The sequence below is a fragment of the Knoellia koreensis genome (assembly GCF_013041615.1).
In the GTDB taxonomy this organism is placed as follows: Bacteria; Actinomycetota; Actinomycetes; order Actinomycetales; family Dermatophilaceae; genus Pedococcus; species Pedococcus koreensis.
The window spans coordinates 1031413-1048151 of record NZ_JABEPQ010000001.1 but is presented as its reverse complement, the minus strand read 5'-3'; the positions used below and the strand labels follow the sequence as shown (position 1 = coordinate 1048151).

Genomic DNA, 16739 nt, shown 5'->3' with positions numbered 1-16739 from the left:
CCTTTGCGGGATGTCAGGAGCGCGCTCTGCTGCGCCCCTGGCATCCCGCAGCGCCTCCTTGGACGATGTGCGGGCGGGTCGGTGGCGCTGAAGCAGGAAGGTCGATCCCTTCTGAAGCGCCTCAGTGGTGCGGCAGGCTCCGCGCGAACTCGAGGCTGCGCTCGACCCAGTCGCGCAAGGCGTCGTCCGCGGCATACCCGGGCTCACGCACGCGCAGCCAGCCCTTCATCGGCCGCCCGCGCATCTCGAACGGCACCACGACGTCGCCATCGAGCCGCGCCTGGGCGTCGTCCGGGTTCAGACGCACCATGAGCCCGCCGCGCCCGCTCACGGTGACCGACATGTTCCCGCCCACGAGGAACGCCAGCCCGCCGAACATCTTCCGCTCGGTCACGTCGAGTTCGTCCCGCACGAGCGCGCGCACCCGCTCCGCCAGCTCCGCGTCATAGGCCATGGCGCCATTGTGTCGCCCCGCGCTGACACCAAGGCCCAGGTATGCCGCGTGCCCGCGTCGGGTGCCTGGTCCACAGGTGCCGTCGTGGTCGGCGTTTGTCCACAGGGGGCGGCTCCGGGGGTTGCGTCTGTTTGGGTTGTGTGCGTGTGGGATCTGTTGTGTCGCAAAGCAACCCGACGATCCTTGGTGTCGGGTGGCTGTCGGTGGTCGCGTCTAGTCTTGTCGGCATGGAGGAAGGGCTGAGCATCGAGCAGCGACGCGAGTGCATCGCGGCTCCCGGGCTGCCCTGGCCGGGATCGAGACGGCGGTGTGGCGGACCCCGAGCGGTGGCGGTCTCGGGCTGCTGCTGGAGGAGGTCGATGCCCTCGGCGCCGCGTGCGAGGCGGCCAAGGCGGTCGTCGTTGCCGAGGCCATCGAGCGGGAAACCACCGACGGTGCGGCGGCACTGACCCTGACACAGTGGGTGCTCGAGCACGCACCGTCGACCCGCGCGGGTGGCGCCCGCCCGGTCGTCGAGGTCGCTCAGGCGTTCGCCAAGCCCGCGAACGCGCCCGTGCGTGACGCGGTCCTGGCCGGGGTGCTGCCGGTGCGGTCCGCGGCCAGCGTCGTTTCCGAGGCCGACCGATCAGTTCATAGTGGGCAACGACCGGATCACAGGCAGGATGCGGCGGTTGTGAACTGGGACGTTCTGCGTCTGTTCGCGGTCTTCGGCTGGGTCGAGCGTGACGGAACCTTCCTCGACCGACGCGTGCGCGTCACGGAAGCCGGTCGCACCGCGCTGCTCGAGGGCCTGCGGCGCCGGTCGACGGCACCGCGCGCACGTCCGTGACAGCTTGCGCCTGAGCAAGCGGGAGGACCGGTATGCCGCGGCTCGCACCGGTTGCGGTGCACGCCGCCGCGACGCAAGAGTGGCCCATGGTGCGATTCGAGCCCGAACGTCCCGACGACCTGGTCATCACGCCCATCTTCGCCAGGCCTGAGCTGCAACGCTCCATCCCGCGCTACCGGCTGCCCGACAGCGGTTCCCTGCCCGACACGGCATACCAGCTCGTCCACGACGCCGTGCAGCTCGACGGCAACGCCCGGCAGAACCTCGCCACCTTCGTGACCACGTGGATGGACGAGCGCGCCGAGCAGATCTACCTGCAGGCCGCCGACAAGAACCTCATCGACAAGGACGAGTACCCGATGGCCGCCGAGGTCGAGCACCGGTGCTGGCGGATGCTCGCCGACCTCTGGCACGCACCCGACCCCGCGCGGGCGATGGGCACCTCGACCGTCGGTTCGTCGGAGGCCGCGATGCTCGGCGCGCTGGCGCTCAAGAAGCGGTGGCAGGCAGCGCGGCGCAGCTCGGGCAAGGACACCGACCGGCCCAACCTGGTGATGAGCTCGGCGGTCCAGGTCTGCTGGGAGAAGTTCTGCAACTACTTCGACGTCGAGGCGCGGCTCGTGCCGATCGATGACGAGCACCCCGTGCTGCGCGGCGACCAGCTCGCCGATCACGTCGACGAGCGCACCATTGGAGTGATCGGCATCCTCGGCGTCACCTACACCGGCGCCTACGAGCCCGTCGCCGAGCTCGCCGCCGCCCTCGACCAGATCCAGCGCGACACCGGTCTCGACGTGCCCCTGCACATCGACGCGGCCTCCGGTGGGATGCTGGCGCCGTTCCTGCAGCCCGACCTCGAGTGGGACTTCCGGCTCGAACGCGTCGCGTCGATCAACACGTCCGGTCACAAGTACGGCCTGGTGGCGCCCGGTGTCGGCTGGGTCCTCTGGCGCGAGGCCGACCTGGTGCCGGAGGAGATGGTCTTCCACGTCGCCTACCTCGGCGGCGACACCCCGTCGCTGACGCTCAACTTCTCACGCCCCGCGTCGCAGGTGATGGTGCAGTACTACCAGTTCCTCCGGCTCGGCCGCGAGGGTTACCGGCAGGTGCAGCAGGCCACGCTCGACGTCGCCCGACACATTGCGGAAGAAGTCGACCGGATGCCCGAGTTCTCGCTCTACACAAAGGAACTCATGATGCCGGTCGTCGCCCTGCAGGTCGATGCCAAGGTCTCGGGCTGGACCGCCTTCGATGCCTCCAACCAACTGCGCACGACCGGCTGGCAGGTGCCGTCATACCCGCTGCCCGACAACCTCTCCGACCAGATCCTGCAGCGCATCGTCGTGCGCAACGGCCTCAGCCGAGACCTCGCCGACGACCTCGTGTCCGACCTGCGCCGAGCCGCCGACTACCTCACCAAGCATGGCGGTGACGGCGAGCGTCAGCGCCAGTTCGACCACCTGGGTATGCCGCGTCCCTCCTGAGCGACGTCCGTGCGCCTCAGCCGGCTGTCACCTCGAACGTGGTCGTGAGGTCGGCGGTCGAGTCGCCGCCCACCCAGACGTCGAAGGTGGATGCGTCGAGCACCCAGTCCCGCTTGGCCGCGTTCCAGTAGCGCCGCTGGTCCGGCCCGACGACGAACCGCACCTGCTTCGACTCACCCGCCCGCAGCGGCACCCGCTGGAAACCCTTGAGCTCGCGGACCGGCCGCGACGACGTGCCGTGCCGCTGGTGCAGGTAGAGCTGCACCACCTCGTCGGCGTCCCGATCGCCGGTGTTGGTGACGGTGGCAGTCACGGTGACGTCATCCTCCGGGCCGATCGAAGCGTTGTCGAGCGAGAGGTCCGAGTACGCGAACGTCGAGTACGCCAGACCGTGCCCGAACGGGTACAGGGGAGTGCTGGGCTCGTCCCAGTAACGCAGCCCCTGGTTGTCGGGATCGTGGGAGGTGGTGTGCGCGTAGTGGATCGGCACCTGCCCCACCGACCGCGGCCACGTGAACGGCAGCTTGCCGCCGGGGGAGACGTCACCGAAGAGCAGCCTCGCGACCGCAGCGCCACCCTGGGTGCCGGGGTACCAGATGTCGAGGATCGCCGGGACGTGCTCGGCAGCCCACTGCAGATCCACCGGTCGGCCGTTCATCACCAGCGCCACCACCGGAGTGCCGGTCTCGACCACCGCTTGCAACAGCTCGAGCTGCCGACCCGGCAGGTCCAGCGAAGACCGGGAAGCCTGCTCGCCCACCATGTTCTGCCACTCGCCGACGACGACCACCGCGACGTCGCTCGACCGCGCCACTTCGACCGCGCGCGCGAGCTCCGCCTCGTCGTCGAAGCCCTCCGGGTCCACCGGCCGGTTGCCGCCAAACGCGTCGAAGATCGACGGGGTGCCCCGCTGTGCGGGACGCACGCCCGCGGCATACCGCACCTCCACGTCGTCGCCGGCCCGCGCGCGGATGCCCTCGAGCACGGACACGGTCTCCTCGAGGTCGAAGTCGAAGCACCACGGCCCGATGATGTCGCGGCGCGAGTCGGCCAGCGGCCCGATGACGGCGACCGACGAGAGGGCGGTCGGATCCAGCGGCAGGAGCCCGATCTCGTTGCGCAGCAACACAGCCGACCGCTCGGCCGCCACGCGCGCAGCCTCCCGGTGCACCGGGTCGGCCAGCACCTCCTGGGCCCGCTCGACGTCGACGTAGGGGTCCTCGAACAACCCCAACCGCACCTTGGCGGCAAGCACGCGACGCACGCACGCGTCCACGGCGTCCTCGCTCACCAGACCGCGTTCGACTGCGTCGACGAGATGCCCGTATGCCGCGTCGCCGATCGCCATCTCGAGGTCCAGACCGGCCTTGACCGCCCGCGCCGCCGCGTCGGTGAGGTCGGCGGCGAACCCGTGCGTGACGAGGCTGCGCACCGCGTTGGCGTCGCTCACGAGGAAGCCTTCGAAGCCCCACGCGCCGCGCAGCACGTCCTTGAGCAGCCACTCGTTGCCGGTCGCGGGGATGCCGTTGAGGTCCATGTACGCCGTCATGACGTTGCCCGCCCCGGCGTCGACCGCCGCTTTGAACGGCGGCAGGTAGACGTTCCACAGCTCGGCGTCCGAGACGTTGACCTCGTCGTAGTCGCGTCCGCCCACCGTCGCGCCGTAGGCCGCAAAGTGCTTGGGGCCGGCGATGACCCGCTCCGGTGCGCCGACGCCATCGCCCTGGAAGCCGCGCACCTGGGCGGCGGCCACCACGGCGCCGAGGAACGGGTCCTCGCCCGCCCCCTCGATGATGCGGCCCCAGCGCGGGTCGCGGGCGATGTCGACGTTGGGTGCGAAGGTCCAGTGCACGCCCACCGCCCGCGCCTCGCGCGCCGCGACCGCTTGTCCCGCCTCGATCGCGGCCGGGTCCCATGAGGCTGCCATCGCGATGGGCACCGGGAAGATCGTCCGCAGACCGTGGATGACGTCGAAGCCGAACAGGGCGGGTATGCCGTGCGGGTTGCTTTCGATCGTGAGCCGTTGCAGTCGGTTGACCTGCTCGGGGTCGGTCACGAACAGCAGGGACCCGACCTCACCCCGGCCGATGGCCTCCTCGACCGCGGCGGCCTGTTGGGAGGGGACGAACTCGCCTTCAGGGCTGTTGGCGTCGTCCTGCCGCCCGAAGTGGAAGTACTGCGTCAGCTGGGCAGCCTTGTCCGCCAACGACATCCGCGCCAACAGGTCCTCGACTCGTGACTCCACGGCTGCCGTGTCCACAGCCGCCTGCGTCACGTCTGCCTGCGTCACGTCTGCCTGCGCCACGTCGGTCCCTTCCCTGTGCTCCACGGTCATGAGGTCCTTCCCGAACGTGTTCAGCCGATGAGGTGTTCGACGGCGAGCTGGTTGAGCCGGACGAAGCCGAAGTCGCGCTCCGCGGCCTTGGTGACGTCGAACCCGTCGTCGGTACCGAGGAACGACTCGATCGTCTCACCTGCGTCCAGCGTCGGCTCCTGCAAGGACGCCACGCCGGCATACTCGAGCGCCTCGGTGACCCGCGGGTCGGCGCGGAACGCCTTGGCCTTCTCGGCGAGGTGCAGGTAGGTCGACATGCACGCCTTGGCCGACTCCCACACGCCGTCCAGGTGCTCGGTGCGCGACGGCTTGTAGTCGAAGTGCCGCGGCCCCGTGTAGGTGGGTGCCTCGGGGTGGCCGGGGAAGCCGTTCTCGAGCAGGTCGACGGTGAAGAACGCCGACAGCAGGTCGCCGTGACCGAAGACGAGGTCCTGGTCGTACTTGAGCCCGCGCTGCCCGTTGAGGTCGATGTGGAACAACTTGCCGCTCCACAGCGCCTGCGCGAGCTGGTGGGTGTAGTTGAGGTTGGCCATCTGCTCGTGCCCGGTCTCGGGGTTGAGGCCGACGATGTCGCCGTTGTCGAGCTCGGCGATGAACGCCAGCGCGTGACCCACGGTGGGCAGGAAGATGTCGCCGCGCGGCTCGTTGGGCTTGGGCTCCAGGGCGATTCGCAGGTCATAGCCGCGGTCCTTGATGTAGCCCGCGATGGTGTCGATGCCCTCCTTGTAGCGGTCGAACGCCGCCCAGAGGTCCTTCGACCCGTCGTACTCCGCGCCCTCGCGACCGCCCCACATGACGAAGGTGGTCGCGCCGAGCTCGGCGGCCAGGTCGACCGCGCGCAGGATCTTGCGCAGCCCGAACCTGCGGACCGAGCGGTCGTTCGACGTCAGCCCGCCGTCCTTGAAGACGGGGTGGGAGAACGTGTTGGTGGTGACCATCTCGATGACGAGACCGGCGTCGTCGGTGGCCTGCTTGAACCGCGCGACGATCTGGTCGCGCTCGGCCTCGGTGGCCTCGAACGGGAAGACGTCGTTGTCGTGGAAGGTGACGCCCCAGGCGCCCCGCTCGGCGAGCTTCGCGGCATACTCCCACGGGTCGAGCGCGGGGCGGGTGGGTGCACCGAACGGGTCGGTGCCGGTCCAGCCGACCGTCCACAGGCCGAACGAGAACCGGTCTTCGGGGGTGGGGGTGAGGGTCATGGGATCGCTCCTGTCGTGAGTTGCGTTCAAGGGTCGGGTTCGAGCGTTGCGTGCAGGGGGCGGAAGTCAGGGTTCGATGCGGATCGGCGTCGTGAGGACACGGCCCTCGCCAACGATGCGTTCCTCGCCGGTGATCTGGACGGTGACGGCCAGGGGCCGGTCCTCACTCGAGGTGCCGACCGACAGGACGATGTCGCCCGGCTCGACGATGCGCTCGTGACGCAGCCCGGTGAAGGACGTCCGGTCGGCGTGGACGGTGAACGTCACGCGGCGTGACTCACCCGGCTCGAGCGGGACCTTGGCGTAGCCGATGAGCGCCTTGATGGGCCGGGTCACCTGGGCCACCGGGTCGCTGAGGTAGAGCTGCACCACCTCGCTGCCGGCGCGGTCACCGGTGTTGCTGACGGTGACGGAGACGTCGATGCTGCCGTCGACGTCCATCTGCGTCGAAGACGCCTCCAGGTCGGACAGCTCGAAGCTGGTGTAGGACAGCCCGAAACCGAACGGGTACAAGGGTCGCGGGTCGAGGTTGGAGATGCCCTCGGAGTACCACGCCAGCGGGGGAGCGAGGTAGGTGCCGGGCTGGCCGCCCGGGTGGTCGGGGATGGCGATCGGCAACCGGCCGCTGGGGTTCACCTCACCGGTCAGGACGCGCAGGATCGCGCCCCCGCCCTCCTCGCCCGGCATGAAGGCCTGGACGATCGCTGCACACCGCGCGGCATACTCTCCCAGCGCGTAGGGGCGACCCGACACGACGAGCAGCACGACCGGCGTCCCCGTCGCGAGGACGGCCTCGACGAGTCGACCCTGGAGTCCCGGCAGCGACAGGTCGACCGCGTCGCAGCCCTCGCCGGAGGTGCCTCGCCCGAAGAGCCCGGCCAGGTCTCCGACCGCGACCACCGCCACGTCGGCGTCGCGGGCCGCGGCCACCGCCGCCTCGATGCCGGAGTCGTCGGGCTCGAGGATCGGCACGCCGAGCGCAGTCACGACGTTCCCGGCGGGCAGAGCCGAGGCCAGCATGTCGGCCAGCGAAGGGACGTCGATGCCGAGCCCCGCACCCTCGTACCGGGAGAGGATGTGGTTGGGGAACGAGTAACAGCCCATGAACGTGCGCGGGTCGTCCCCGGTAGGGCCGACGAGGGCGATGCGGGGCGTGCCGCTCAGGGGCAGGATGCCGTCGTTCTTGACCAGCACGATGCTCTCCTCGGCCACCCGCCGCGCGAGCGCGCGGTTGTCCGCGCTGTCGAGATCGCGGTCGCGGCCTTGGGCCTGGGCGTCCCAGCCCTCGTCGAGCAGGCCCAGCTCGACCTTCTGCCGCAGCACCCGTCGCGCGGCCCGGTCGAGCAGCTTCTCGTCGAGCCGCCCGGCCACGACGTCGTCGGCGAGTGAGTGGTAGGACGAGGTGCCCGGCAGCTCGACGTCGATGCCAGCGGTCAGCGCCAGCCGCCCGGCGGCAGCGGCATCGGCCGCGACGTGGTGCATGAGCTCCAGGAAGGTCACCGACCAGTAGTCGGAGACCACCGTCCCCGTGAACCCCCAGCGGTCGCGCAGCACGGTGGTCAGCAGCTCGACCGAGGCGCCGACGGGCTCGCCGTCGATGTCGGAGTACGAGTTCATCACGGACTGGACGCCACCCTCGCGGACCGCCATCTCGAACGGCGGCAGCAGCATGTCCTCGAGCTCACGCCGACCGAGCGGGGCGGGAGCGTGGTTGCGCCCCGCCTTGCTGGCCGAGTACCCGACGAAGTGCTTCAGGGTGGCGATGACCCCTGCCTCCTGGAGGCCCTGCACGTACGCCGTCCCAAGGGTGCCGACGAGGTAGGGGTCCTCGCCGCACGTCTCCTCCACGCGGCCCCAGCGGTAGTCGCGCACGACGTCCAGCAGTGGCGAAAGTCCTTGGTGCACACCGACTGCCGCCATGTCGTCACCGATCGCGCGTGCCATCTCGCGGACGAGCTCGGGGTCGAAGGTTGCACCCCACGCGATGGCCGCTGGATAGACGGTGGCCCCGAGAGCGGTGAACCCGGTGAGGCACTCCTCGTGGACGATGGCGGGTATGCCGTGGCGAGACTGTGCGACCACGTCGCCCTGGAGGCGTCGCAGCTGGGCGAGACCGTCCTCGACGCTGACCGGTCCGGCACCGTAGTTGCGGGTCAGGTGGCCGAGTCCGTGCTCGATCGAGTCGCTCCATGGGAGGCCCGCCGCGAAGGCGGTGGACATCGGGGCGACGTCACCGGCCACCGTGTCGTCCTCGGGTGGGATCGGCCAGAAGCTGCCCAGCTGGCCCGCCTTCTCGTGTGGGGTCAACTCGGCCAGCAAGGCCTCGACGCGTTCGGTGACGCTGCGGTTGGGGTCCTGCCATGGCTGCATGGAAGTGACTCTCCTGAATGGTGCGGAAACGTTTTGGGACAAGGGAAATTCGTGACTACTTGCCGAAGCCGGCGGTCAGCCCGGACACGAGCTGGCGACGGCCCACGGCATACGCGGCAAGGATGGGGAGCACCGACAGGACGACCGCCGCGAGGATCGCGGGCACGTTCACCGTGAAGGCACCCTGGAACGACCACAGCGAGAGCGGCAGTGTCCGCATCGACGAGCTCTGGGTGAGGATCAGCGGGAAGAGGAAGCCGTTCCACACGTTGAGCGCGTCGTAGACGGCCACCGTCACGATCGCCGGCCGGCTGAGCGGCACGACGAGCGTCCACAGCATCCGCCAGTCCGTGGCCCCGTCGAGGCGCATCGACTCGAACAGCTCGCCCGGCACGTCGCGCAGGAAGTTGACGAGGATCAGCACGGTGATCGGGATCGCGAACCCGATGCTGGGCAGGATGATTGCCCAGAGCGTGTCGTACAGACCCACCTGCACGATGAGGTAGTAGACGGGAATGATCACGCCCTGCAACGGAATTGCGATGCCGAGCAGCAGCAGGTTGAACATGCGCCGGGTGAGCTTGCTGCGGTTGCGGACGATGACGTACGCCGCCAAGAGGCTGAAGAACACGACCGCGGCCACGCTCACGGCGGTGACGATCACCGAGTTGAGGAAGTAGCGTCCGAAGTCGGCGGCGAGGACCTGCCGGTAGGCCTCGAGGGTCGGTGTCGCCGGCCACGACAGCGGGTTCTCCGAGTAGTAGGTCGACCGCGGCCGGATGCTCGTGACGACGATGTAGTAGATCGGCAGGATCGTGATCGCGAGGTAGACCCAGCCGAGGAGGCCACCGAGGACATTGGGCGTCTCGCGGCGCCGCGCCAGGACAGCCATGTCAGACCCCTTCCATCTGGGATTCCATCCGGGTGTTGCCCGTGAGCCGGTTGAGCAGGAAGGACACGAGCAGCCCGATGACGACGATGACCACGCCCACGACACTCGCGCCTCCCATGTCGTACGAACGGAATCCGCGCAGGTACATGTCGAGCGGCAGGACACGGGTGGCGTTGCCCGGGCCACCGTTGGTCATGACGAAGATGAGGTCGAAGTACGTCAGCGAACCCACGATCTGCAGGGTCGCCGAGGTGATGACGGTGCTGCGCATCTGCGGCAGCGTGATGCTGAAGAACGTGCGCACCCGGCCGGCGCCGTCGATGCGGGCCGCCTCGTAGAGGGAAGCGGGGATCTGCCGCGCCGCACCCTGGTAGAGCAGGCTGTGGAAAGGCACGAAGCACCAGTTGATGACGAACAGCAGTGCCGGGATGACGAGCTCGGGGCGACCCAGCCAGTCCTGGTTCAGCCAGTCCCAGCCGACCGCCTGGCCCAGGCCGAAGTTCGGGTCCAGCAACGCCTTGAAGGTGATGCCGACGGCGGCCGCGGAGAACAACAGCGGCAGGAAGTACAGGATCGACAGCAGCTCGCGGTAGCGCTGCCGGCCGGCCATGAAGACGCCCAGCAGCAGGGCAATGGGCCCCTGGATGATCAGGGTGAAGACGGTGAGCAGGATGGTCAGCTTGAGGCCGTTCTGCGTCACCGGGTCCCCGAGCACCCGGGGCCAGTTGTCGAGGCCGACGAAGGTGGGGGAGCCCAGGCCGTCCCACTTGGTGAAGGACAGGGCCACGACTCCGAGCAGCGGCACGATGGCGAACAGCCCGAAGAACAGCAGCGCGGGTGCGGCGAGCCAAGCCGAGGGGCCGGGTGAGCCGGCACCCCGGCTCCCTGCACCGGTGTCGGCGGTGCCCCGCCCCCGACGGGCCGGCGCCGAGGCGCCGACCCGTGGGGTCGCGGTCACTGGAGGGCCTGCATCGCCTTGGCGTACCCCTCAGGGGTCTGCCGCCCGAGGAAGAGCTGACCCAGGTTGTTGAGCAGGGCCTGCGACTGGGCTGCGGACAAGGACTGGTCCCAGGAGAGCTGGAAGTTCTTGGCGTTGGCCGTCATGTCGTAGGCGTAGGTCAGGAACTTCTCCTGGTCGCTGCCCTTGAACTTCGGAGCCGCGTCGTTGGTGACGGGCACCATGCCGTCCTTGACGAGGTCGCTGACATAGCTCTCGTTGAACATCGCCTTGTTGAGGTAGTCGATGGCGGCCTTCTGCTGCTCCGGGCTGGCTGCGGCCGAGACGGACCAGAAGTTGGCGGGGTTGCCGTAGACGTTGCTCGGGTCGCCCTTGCCGCCCTCGATGGCCGGGAAGGGGCCCCATCCGAGCTTGCCGCTCTTGACGAAGTCGGGGGCGTCGGTGAGGAACGTGCCGTAGACCCAGGCGCCCTGGAGCAGCATGGCCGACTTGCCGGTGTAGAGCAGGGCGGCGTCGGCGTTCGAGTCGGCGACGACCGAGCCGAACTTGTCACCGAAGGCGCCCGCCTTGACCAGCTCCTGCACCTTCTTCATGGCCTCGAGCATCCCCGGGTCGGACCAGGCGGTCTTGTCACCCTTGAGGATCCGGTCGAAGACCTCGGTGCCGGCCTGTCGGTCGAGCAGGTACTCGATCCACATCAGCTCGGGCCACAGGCTTTGCCCGGCGAGCGAGATCGGCGTCTTCACCCCGGCGGCCTTGAGCTTCGACACGGCGTCGAGGAGCTCGGCGTAGGTCTTCGGGGGAGTCGTGATGCCGGCCTTCTTGAGGACGTCCATGTTGTAGTACATGAGGACCGGCTGGGCGTTGTTGTTGGGGACGGCGTAGACCTTGCCGTCGACCTTGCCGGTGTTGAGGATCGAGGGCACCAGGCGCGACTGGAGCTCCTTGGTGGAGTCGGTGAGGTCGACGACGTTCTTGTTCTTCACGTAGTCCTGCAGGGACCCACCGGCCCAGCTCCAGATCAGGGTGGGGGCGTTGCCCGAGCCCACGGCCGTGCGGATCTTCTCCTTGTAGGCGTCGTTGGCGATGAACTCGACGGAGGCCGGCGCGGAGGAGTTCTCCTTGGTCCACGTCGCGAACGAGTTCTTCATCGTGGTCTCGGCGCCGCCGGTGAGGGCCCAGGCGGAGAAGCCCGTCTTGGAGGCGCTGGCCGCGCCTCCTGGGCCGGATGGTTGCTTGCCACCGCCACACGCCGCAAGGCTCAGGGCCGCAGCCACCGAGGCTGCGATGACGGCTCTCCGGGTCAGTCCTGCCATGGGAACACCTCTCTGTGTCACATGCCGAAACGGTTTCGAACCGTTTCGCTTGGTTTCGGCAGGCTAGCCCGAGCCACCGTCATCCGACAAGACCCAATTTCCCCACCTGGACACGGTGGTCGTCGGGTGACACGGCGCACGACGCGTCCCGAAACCGTTTCGACAGGTCGTACACTCACGCCCATGAAACGTGTGCCCACGCTGGCCGACGTCGCCCAGGCGGCCGGGGTCTCCAAGTCCGCGGCGTCCAAGGCGATCAACGACCGCACCGACGTCTCTGCCGCGACGGTGGCCAAGGTCAAGGCGGCCGTGGACCAGCTCGGCTACGTCGTCAAGACGCGTTCGGCTGCGACGGACGTGGTGGCGCTGTGGGTGGTCATCGACGGGCTCGGCAACTACTACTCGCCGCAGGTCCTCGAGGGCATCGTCCTGGAGGCAGAGGAGTCCGGTGCCGTCGCTGTGGTTTCGCAGCGTCAGGGCGGCCCCCATGCGCGCCGCCCGGGATCACCAGCGTGGATGGCCGATGCGGCAGGCAAGGGCGCGCAGGCGTTCATCCTCGTCGCGACCGACGTCACCGCCGCCACGATCTCCGCAGCAGAGCAGGCCGACGTGCCGCTCGTGGTCCTCGACCCGGTCATGCGGTTGTCGTCAGGGGTGGCGACGGTGGGGGCCACCAACTTCCGCGGCGGGGTGGAGGCGACCGAGCACCTGGTGGGCCTCGGCCACACCCGCATCGCCTTCATCGGCGCGAACCCGCGCTCCCACGCCGGCGGTGACCGCCTCGCGGGCTACCACGACGCGCTGCGCCGCGCGGGCATCGCTCCGGACCCGGATCTCGTTGTCCCGGGCCACTTTCACACCGAGGACGGACTGTCCGCCGAGGACCTCCTGCGCCGTCCCAACCGCCCGACCGCCATCTTCTGTGGCTCGGACTCGGTGGCGCTCGGTGTCTACGAGGCCTGTCACCGCCTCGGCCTGCGGGTGCCCGAGGACGTGTCGGTCGTCGGCTTCGACGACGGCCTGGGCGCGGACGTCGCGACCCCGCACCTGACGACAGTCCGCCAGCCACTCGAGCAGATGGGCCGGCTGGCAGTGCGCACCGCCGTGGCCGCCGTCGTGGGTGGTGGGCCGTTGGCTCCGCCCCTCGAAGTGGCCACCAAGCTCATCGTCAGGGACTCGACCGCCCCTCCAGCACAACGAGATTGAGCTGATCGCAAGGCGGACGAGGGTATGCCGGGTGACCGCCCGGCATACCCTCTCGCCGTTGCCTCAGCGGACGCCGACGATCCTCGTCGTGGCGCCCCAGGGAGCCGTGATCTTGCGGCCGGCAGCGAAGGTGCCCTTGCCGGTTCCGGGGTAGACGTAGCTGACGTTGGCGGCGGTCCGGGCGATGAGGTCGGCCTTGCCGTCCCCGGTCAGGTCGCCGGTCGAGAGGACCGTGTTGAACGAGCCCCACCCCGTGGCCACGACCACACCGGGTTGGTAGCCGGTCGCCTTCGACGTGGCGATGCCGGTGCCGCGGTAGAGGTAGAGCTTGCCGGAGGCGGTGCGGCCGAGCAGGTCGGCGCGGCCGTCGCCGGTGAGGTCGCCCGGCGTGACCATCTGGGTGAACAGCTGCCAGCCGGTGCCGATCTTGCGCCAGCTGCCGGTGAAACCCCCCTTGCCGTTGCCCGCGACGAACCACAGCTCGCCATTGTCCTTGCGCGCCAACAGGTCTGGATTGCCGTCGCCACTGAAGTCACCGGGCGTGAGGATGTCGGTGTAGGCCGCCCAGGACGTTGCGATCAGCGTGCGACCGGGCTGCAGGCCGCCCTTGCCGTTGCCGCGGTACAGGTACGCCTGACCCGCCGGAGTGATGCCGATGACGTCGGCGATGCGGTCCCCGGTGAAGTCGCCGGGGGAGACGACCTGGCGGTAGATGTTCCACCCGCTGCCGAGCCGGACCGGTGTGCCGATGCTGCCGACCTTGCCCGGGTAGAAGTACAGGTCGCCAGGGCCGGTGCGTCCGATCACGTCACCGCGACCGTCCGCGTCGAGTCCCGCGATGGCCTTCGTCGTCGGTGTGGGTGCCGGGGGAGGCGTCGGGGCGCCGGTGCGCGTGTAGCTCAGGCCCGACAGCGCACGCCAGTCGTTGGCGGTGACCTTGCCGGTCACGGAGAGGACCATCGCCTTCTGAAAGCGTTGCACCGCACCAAGACTCGTCGGGCCGAAGTCGCCGTCCGGCGTGCCCGCGGCATACCCCCGCCGGTTGAGCTCGAGCTGGAGGTCACGCACCGGCCACCCCGTCGAGCCCGTCGCGAGGGTCAGCTTCCCGTATGCCGCGAACAGGCCGCTCGTGCTCACCGGCGCCGGACCGGTGGTCGAGGAGTACTTCGCGTAGGAGGTCGCCCGGGTGCGGATGTTCGCCATCTGCGGGTAGAGGTACTGGCCAGGGCACAGGGTGTAGGACGTGTTCTGGTGCGCGTTGATCGTCGGGAGGGTCACCGAGACGCCCGCGGCATACTTGGTGCCGGTGCCGCCCTGTGAGGTGAGAGTCGTTGTGCCAGAAGGGTTTACGCCGTACTGCGACAGCTTCCAGCCGGCGACCTTGGCGATCGCGTCGACCATGACCGCGGGTGCCGCGGCGGTCTGGTAGTTGCCGAGGGCGGCCACACCCATCGTGTCCGTGTTGAAGCCCATGGCGTGGGCTCCACGGACGGGGCTGGTGATGGAGCCGGCCCGTCCTTCGTAGATGCGGCCGAACTTGTCGACCAGAAAGTTGTAGGCGATGTCGGACCAGCCTAGGCCCTGGGTGTCGTAGGCGTAGATTCCGCGGATCTGGGCGGCGGCGGTGTCTGGCGTGTAGTCGTTGGAGCTCGCGGTGTGGTGGATGACGATGGCCTTGACCGTGGAGCTGTAGCTCGCCCCGCCGCGCAGGGACTCGTCGGCACCCCACTGCCTGCGCGTGATGATCGTGGGGGTGGTCGCGGCGGCCGAGGCGGAGGCGGTGGGGGTGCGCGGGGTGAGGTCGTCGTCGGCGGCGGACGTGCCCGGGTTGATGGTGGTGACCTGCACGTCGGGCAGGGGGCGGCCGTCGGTCGTGTCGACGCGGACCTGGATGGCGGTGGCGCCGTCGGTGACGAGCGGGTTGGAGCCGACGCGGGCGGTGGTCGACTCCGCGGTGCCGCCCTGGGGGCCGTCGTCGGTGACCGGGAGGGACTCCCAGCCCGTCCACCCTGAGTCCTCGCGGACGCGCACCTGGACGTTGACGTCCTTCGCGGTGAAGCCGGTGGTCCGCGCCCAGGTGACACCGGCGACGGTGAAGCGGGACCGCTCCTGGATGGGCGTCAGGGTGCTGAGGGCTTGGCCCGCCTTGGCGGTGCGGCGGCTCCAGAGCTGGCCCTCGGCGCGGGCGTCGATGCCGCCGATGCGGGTGGACTGGACGCGCGGCTTGACCGGGTGGGGCGCGTCCGGGGCGGCGAACGACACGGTCGGGAGGGCCACGAAGACGGGGGTGATGGCAACGGCAGCGAGGGCAGCAGAAAGCAGGCGCACAGGATCGTCCGGGGGAGTCGGGGGGAGAGTGGGGGAAGTCTCGGGAGACTGGGGTGACGGGTGTGACAGCAGTGAAGAGTGTCACGCGCAGAGCGGTCTCGTGTCGCGCTGACCTGCAGAATTGGGCCGTTCGGACGATGCTCGCTCGGCGTGTCGCCCAGACAGGGCGGCGGTGTGCGCCGTCGGCTCACCCCGCCTGCGGGATGCCAGGGGCGCGCTCTGGTGCGCCCCTGGCATCCCGGAGGGAGGCGCCTGCGCAACCACGCGGCATACCCTCGGCGCGGGAAAATCCAGGCGTGGCAACGAAATCTGGCCCACCAGCCCTGACCAGCGACGATGACCGCAAAGATCATCCGTTCGGCCGACCCCGCAGGACGCCCCAGAACGCCTGATCGCGAAACCCGTTGTCAGACCTCGGTTCTAGCTTGGTCATCAGCAGGGACGAGGGGGCTGCACCAGTCGGGTGCAGCGGGGTCGAAACCAGCAGCGACAGCCCATCCGCGGGCTCATGTCGTCGTGCCTTTCATCGTCCCGCCTGCATCAAGGAGGAGTAGGAAGCATGAGTCAGTCGCCGGCGGGGTGGTACCCGCAGCCGGACGGCCGTCAGCGGTACTGGGACGGCCAGTCGTGGACGGAGCACTTCGCTCCGGGTGAAGGGGTGTCCACTGTCGGGGCGCCCACGGTCGGGGCGCCCACGTTCGGGGCGGCGCAGGCCGCGCCGCAGCGGGCCTGGTACGCCAGGAAGCGCGTGCTGATCCCGGGCGCGATCATCGCCCTGTTCGTCGTGATCGGCGCCCTCAGCGGCGGCGGGGACGAGCCGCAGAAGGACACCGCGTCGGCCTCCATCGCGGCCGACGACAAGGCGGCGGAGCCCGTCTCCGAGCCGAGCGCGGCCTCGAAGCCCGGCGCGGCGCCGAAGCCGACGTCCAAGCCGTCCGCCAAGGCGGTCCCGGTCAAGCCCGCGGCCCCGAAGGTCGGCGCCACGGTGCGGGACGGCAAGTTCGCGTTCACGGTTCGCTCGGTCAAGTGCGGCATCGCCACGGTGGGGACCAACCCCTACCTGAAGGAGAAGGCGCAGGGTCAGTTCTGCGCCGTCGCGCTCACGGTCGAGAACATCGGCGACGAGCCGCAGTCGATGTTCGCCGACAACCAGTACGCCTTCGACAGCAAGGGCCGCAAGTTCTCGGCCAACTCGATGGCGTCGATGGCCGACGAGTCCTCACAGGTCCTCTGGGAGGAGATCAACCCGGGCAACCAGGTCAAGGGCACTGTCTACTTCGACCTGCCCAAGGGTGCCTCGCTCGCGAAGGTCGAGCTGCACGACTCGATGTTCTCCGGCGGGGTGGGCGTCACCGTCAGGTGACGTCC

The 16739-nt window shown here is 69.4% G+C and carries 12 protein-coding genes; 4 read left to right on the top strand and 8 right to left on the bottom strand.

Annotated features, from left to right (window positions below; all coding sequences use genetic code 11):
* Positions 1-121: 121 nt before the first annotated feature.
* The gene (locus HJG52_RS05120; protein ID WP_171242419.1) at positions 122-454 is read right to left on the bottom strand and encodes a TfoX/Sxy family protein; all 333 of its coding nucleotides are present in this window, start codon (positions 452-454) and stop codon (positions 122-124) included.
* 262 nt (positions 455-716) lie between these two features.
* Here HJG52_RS05120 and HJG52_RS05115 point away from each other — a divergent pair, with 262 nt between their 5' ends.
* Positions 717-1283, top strand: coding sequence for a hypothetical protein (locus HJG52_RS05115; RefSeq protein WP_171242418.1), 567 nt, complete (start codon positions 717-719; stop codon positions 1281-1283).
* A gap of 86 nt (positions 1284-1369) precedes the next feature.
* Positions 1370-2767: a glutamate decarboxylase gene (gad, locus tag HJG52_RS05110; protein WP_171242417.1), complete on the top strand. Its 1398-nt coding sequence runs from the start codon at positions 1370-1372 to the stop codon at positions 2765-2767.
* Positions 2768-2783: 16 nt separating this feature from the next.
* On the opposite strand, the gene bglX is transcribed toward gad, so the two are convergent.
* The 6 genes from bglX to HJG52_RS05080 form a co-directional block, all read right to left on the bottom strand.
* Positions 2784-5102 carry a beta-glucosidase BglX gene (gene bglX, locus HJG52_RS05105; RefSeq protein WP_171242416.1) on the bottom strand — a complete coding sequence of 773 codons (2319 nt, stop codon included), beginning with the start codon at positions 5100-5102 and terminating at the stop codon, positions 2784-2786.
* A 20-nt stretch (positions 5103-5122) separates the two neighbouring features.
* Positions 5123-6301: a xylose isomerase gene (gene xylA, locus HJG52_RS05100; protein WP_171242415.1), complete on the bottom strand. Its 1179-nt coding sequence runs from the start codon at positions 6299-6301 to the stop codon at positions 5123-5125.
* A gap of 66 nt (positions 6302-6367) precedes the next feature.
* A complete protein-coding gene (locus tag HJG52_RS05095) occupies positions 6368-8671 on the bottom strand; it encodes a beta-glucosidase family protein (protein WP_171242414.1) in 2304 nt (767 codons plus the stop codon).
* A 55-nt stretch (positions 8672-8726) separates the two neighbouring features.
* The gene (locus HJG52_RS05090; RefSeq protein WP_171242413.1) at positions 8727-9563 is read right to left on the bottom strand and encodes a carbohydrate ABC transporter permease; all 837 of its coding nucleotides are present in this window, start codon (positions 9561-9563) and stop codon (positions 8727-8729) included.
* A 1-nt stretch (position 9564) separates the two neighbouring features.
* Positions 9565-10521 carry a carbohydrate ABC transporter permease gene (locus tag HJG52_RS05085; RefSeq protein ID WP_171242412.1) on the bottom strand — a complete coding sequence of 319 codons (957 nt, stop codon included), beginning with the start codon at positions 10519-10521 and terminating at the stop codon, positions 9565-9567.
* A complete protein-coding gene (locus HJG52_RS05080) occupies positions 10518-11837 on the bottom strand; it encodes an extracellular solute-binding protein (protein ID WP_171242411.1) in 1320 nt (439 codons plus the stop codon). Before HJG52_RS05080 ends, HJG52_RS05085 begins: the two co-directional genes overlap by 4 nt.
* Positions 11838-12020: 183 nt before the next feature.
* On the opposite strand from HJG52_RS05080, the gene HJG52_RS05075 reads away from it, so the two are divergent.
* Complete coding sequence (locus HJG52_RS05075) at positions 12021-13043, top strand: LacI family DNA-binding transcriptional regulator (protein ID WP_171242410.1); 1023 nt, start codon at positions 12021-12023, stop codon at positions 13041-13043.
* A gap of 63 nt (positions 13044-13106) precedes the next feature.
* Here the strand turns inward: HJG52_RS05075 and HJG52_RS05070 are convergent, their stop codons facing one another.
* Entirely contained in the window at positions 13107-15320 is a 2214-nt protein-coding gene (locus HJG52_RS05070) for an FG-GAP-like repeat-containing protein (protein WP_171242409.1), read from the bottom strand.
* A 610-nt stretch (positions 15321-15930) separates the two neighbouring features.
* On the opposite strand from HJG52_RS05070, the gene HJG52_RS05065 reads away from it, so the two are divergent.
* Entirely contained in the window at positions 15931-16734 is an 804-nt protein-coding gene (locus HJG52_RS05065; protein ID WP_171243091.1) for a DUF4352 domain-containing protein, read from the top strand.
* Positions 16735-16739: the final 5 nt, after the last annotated feature.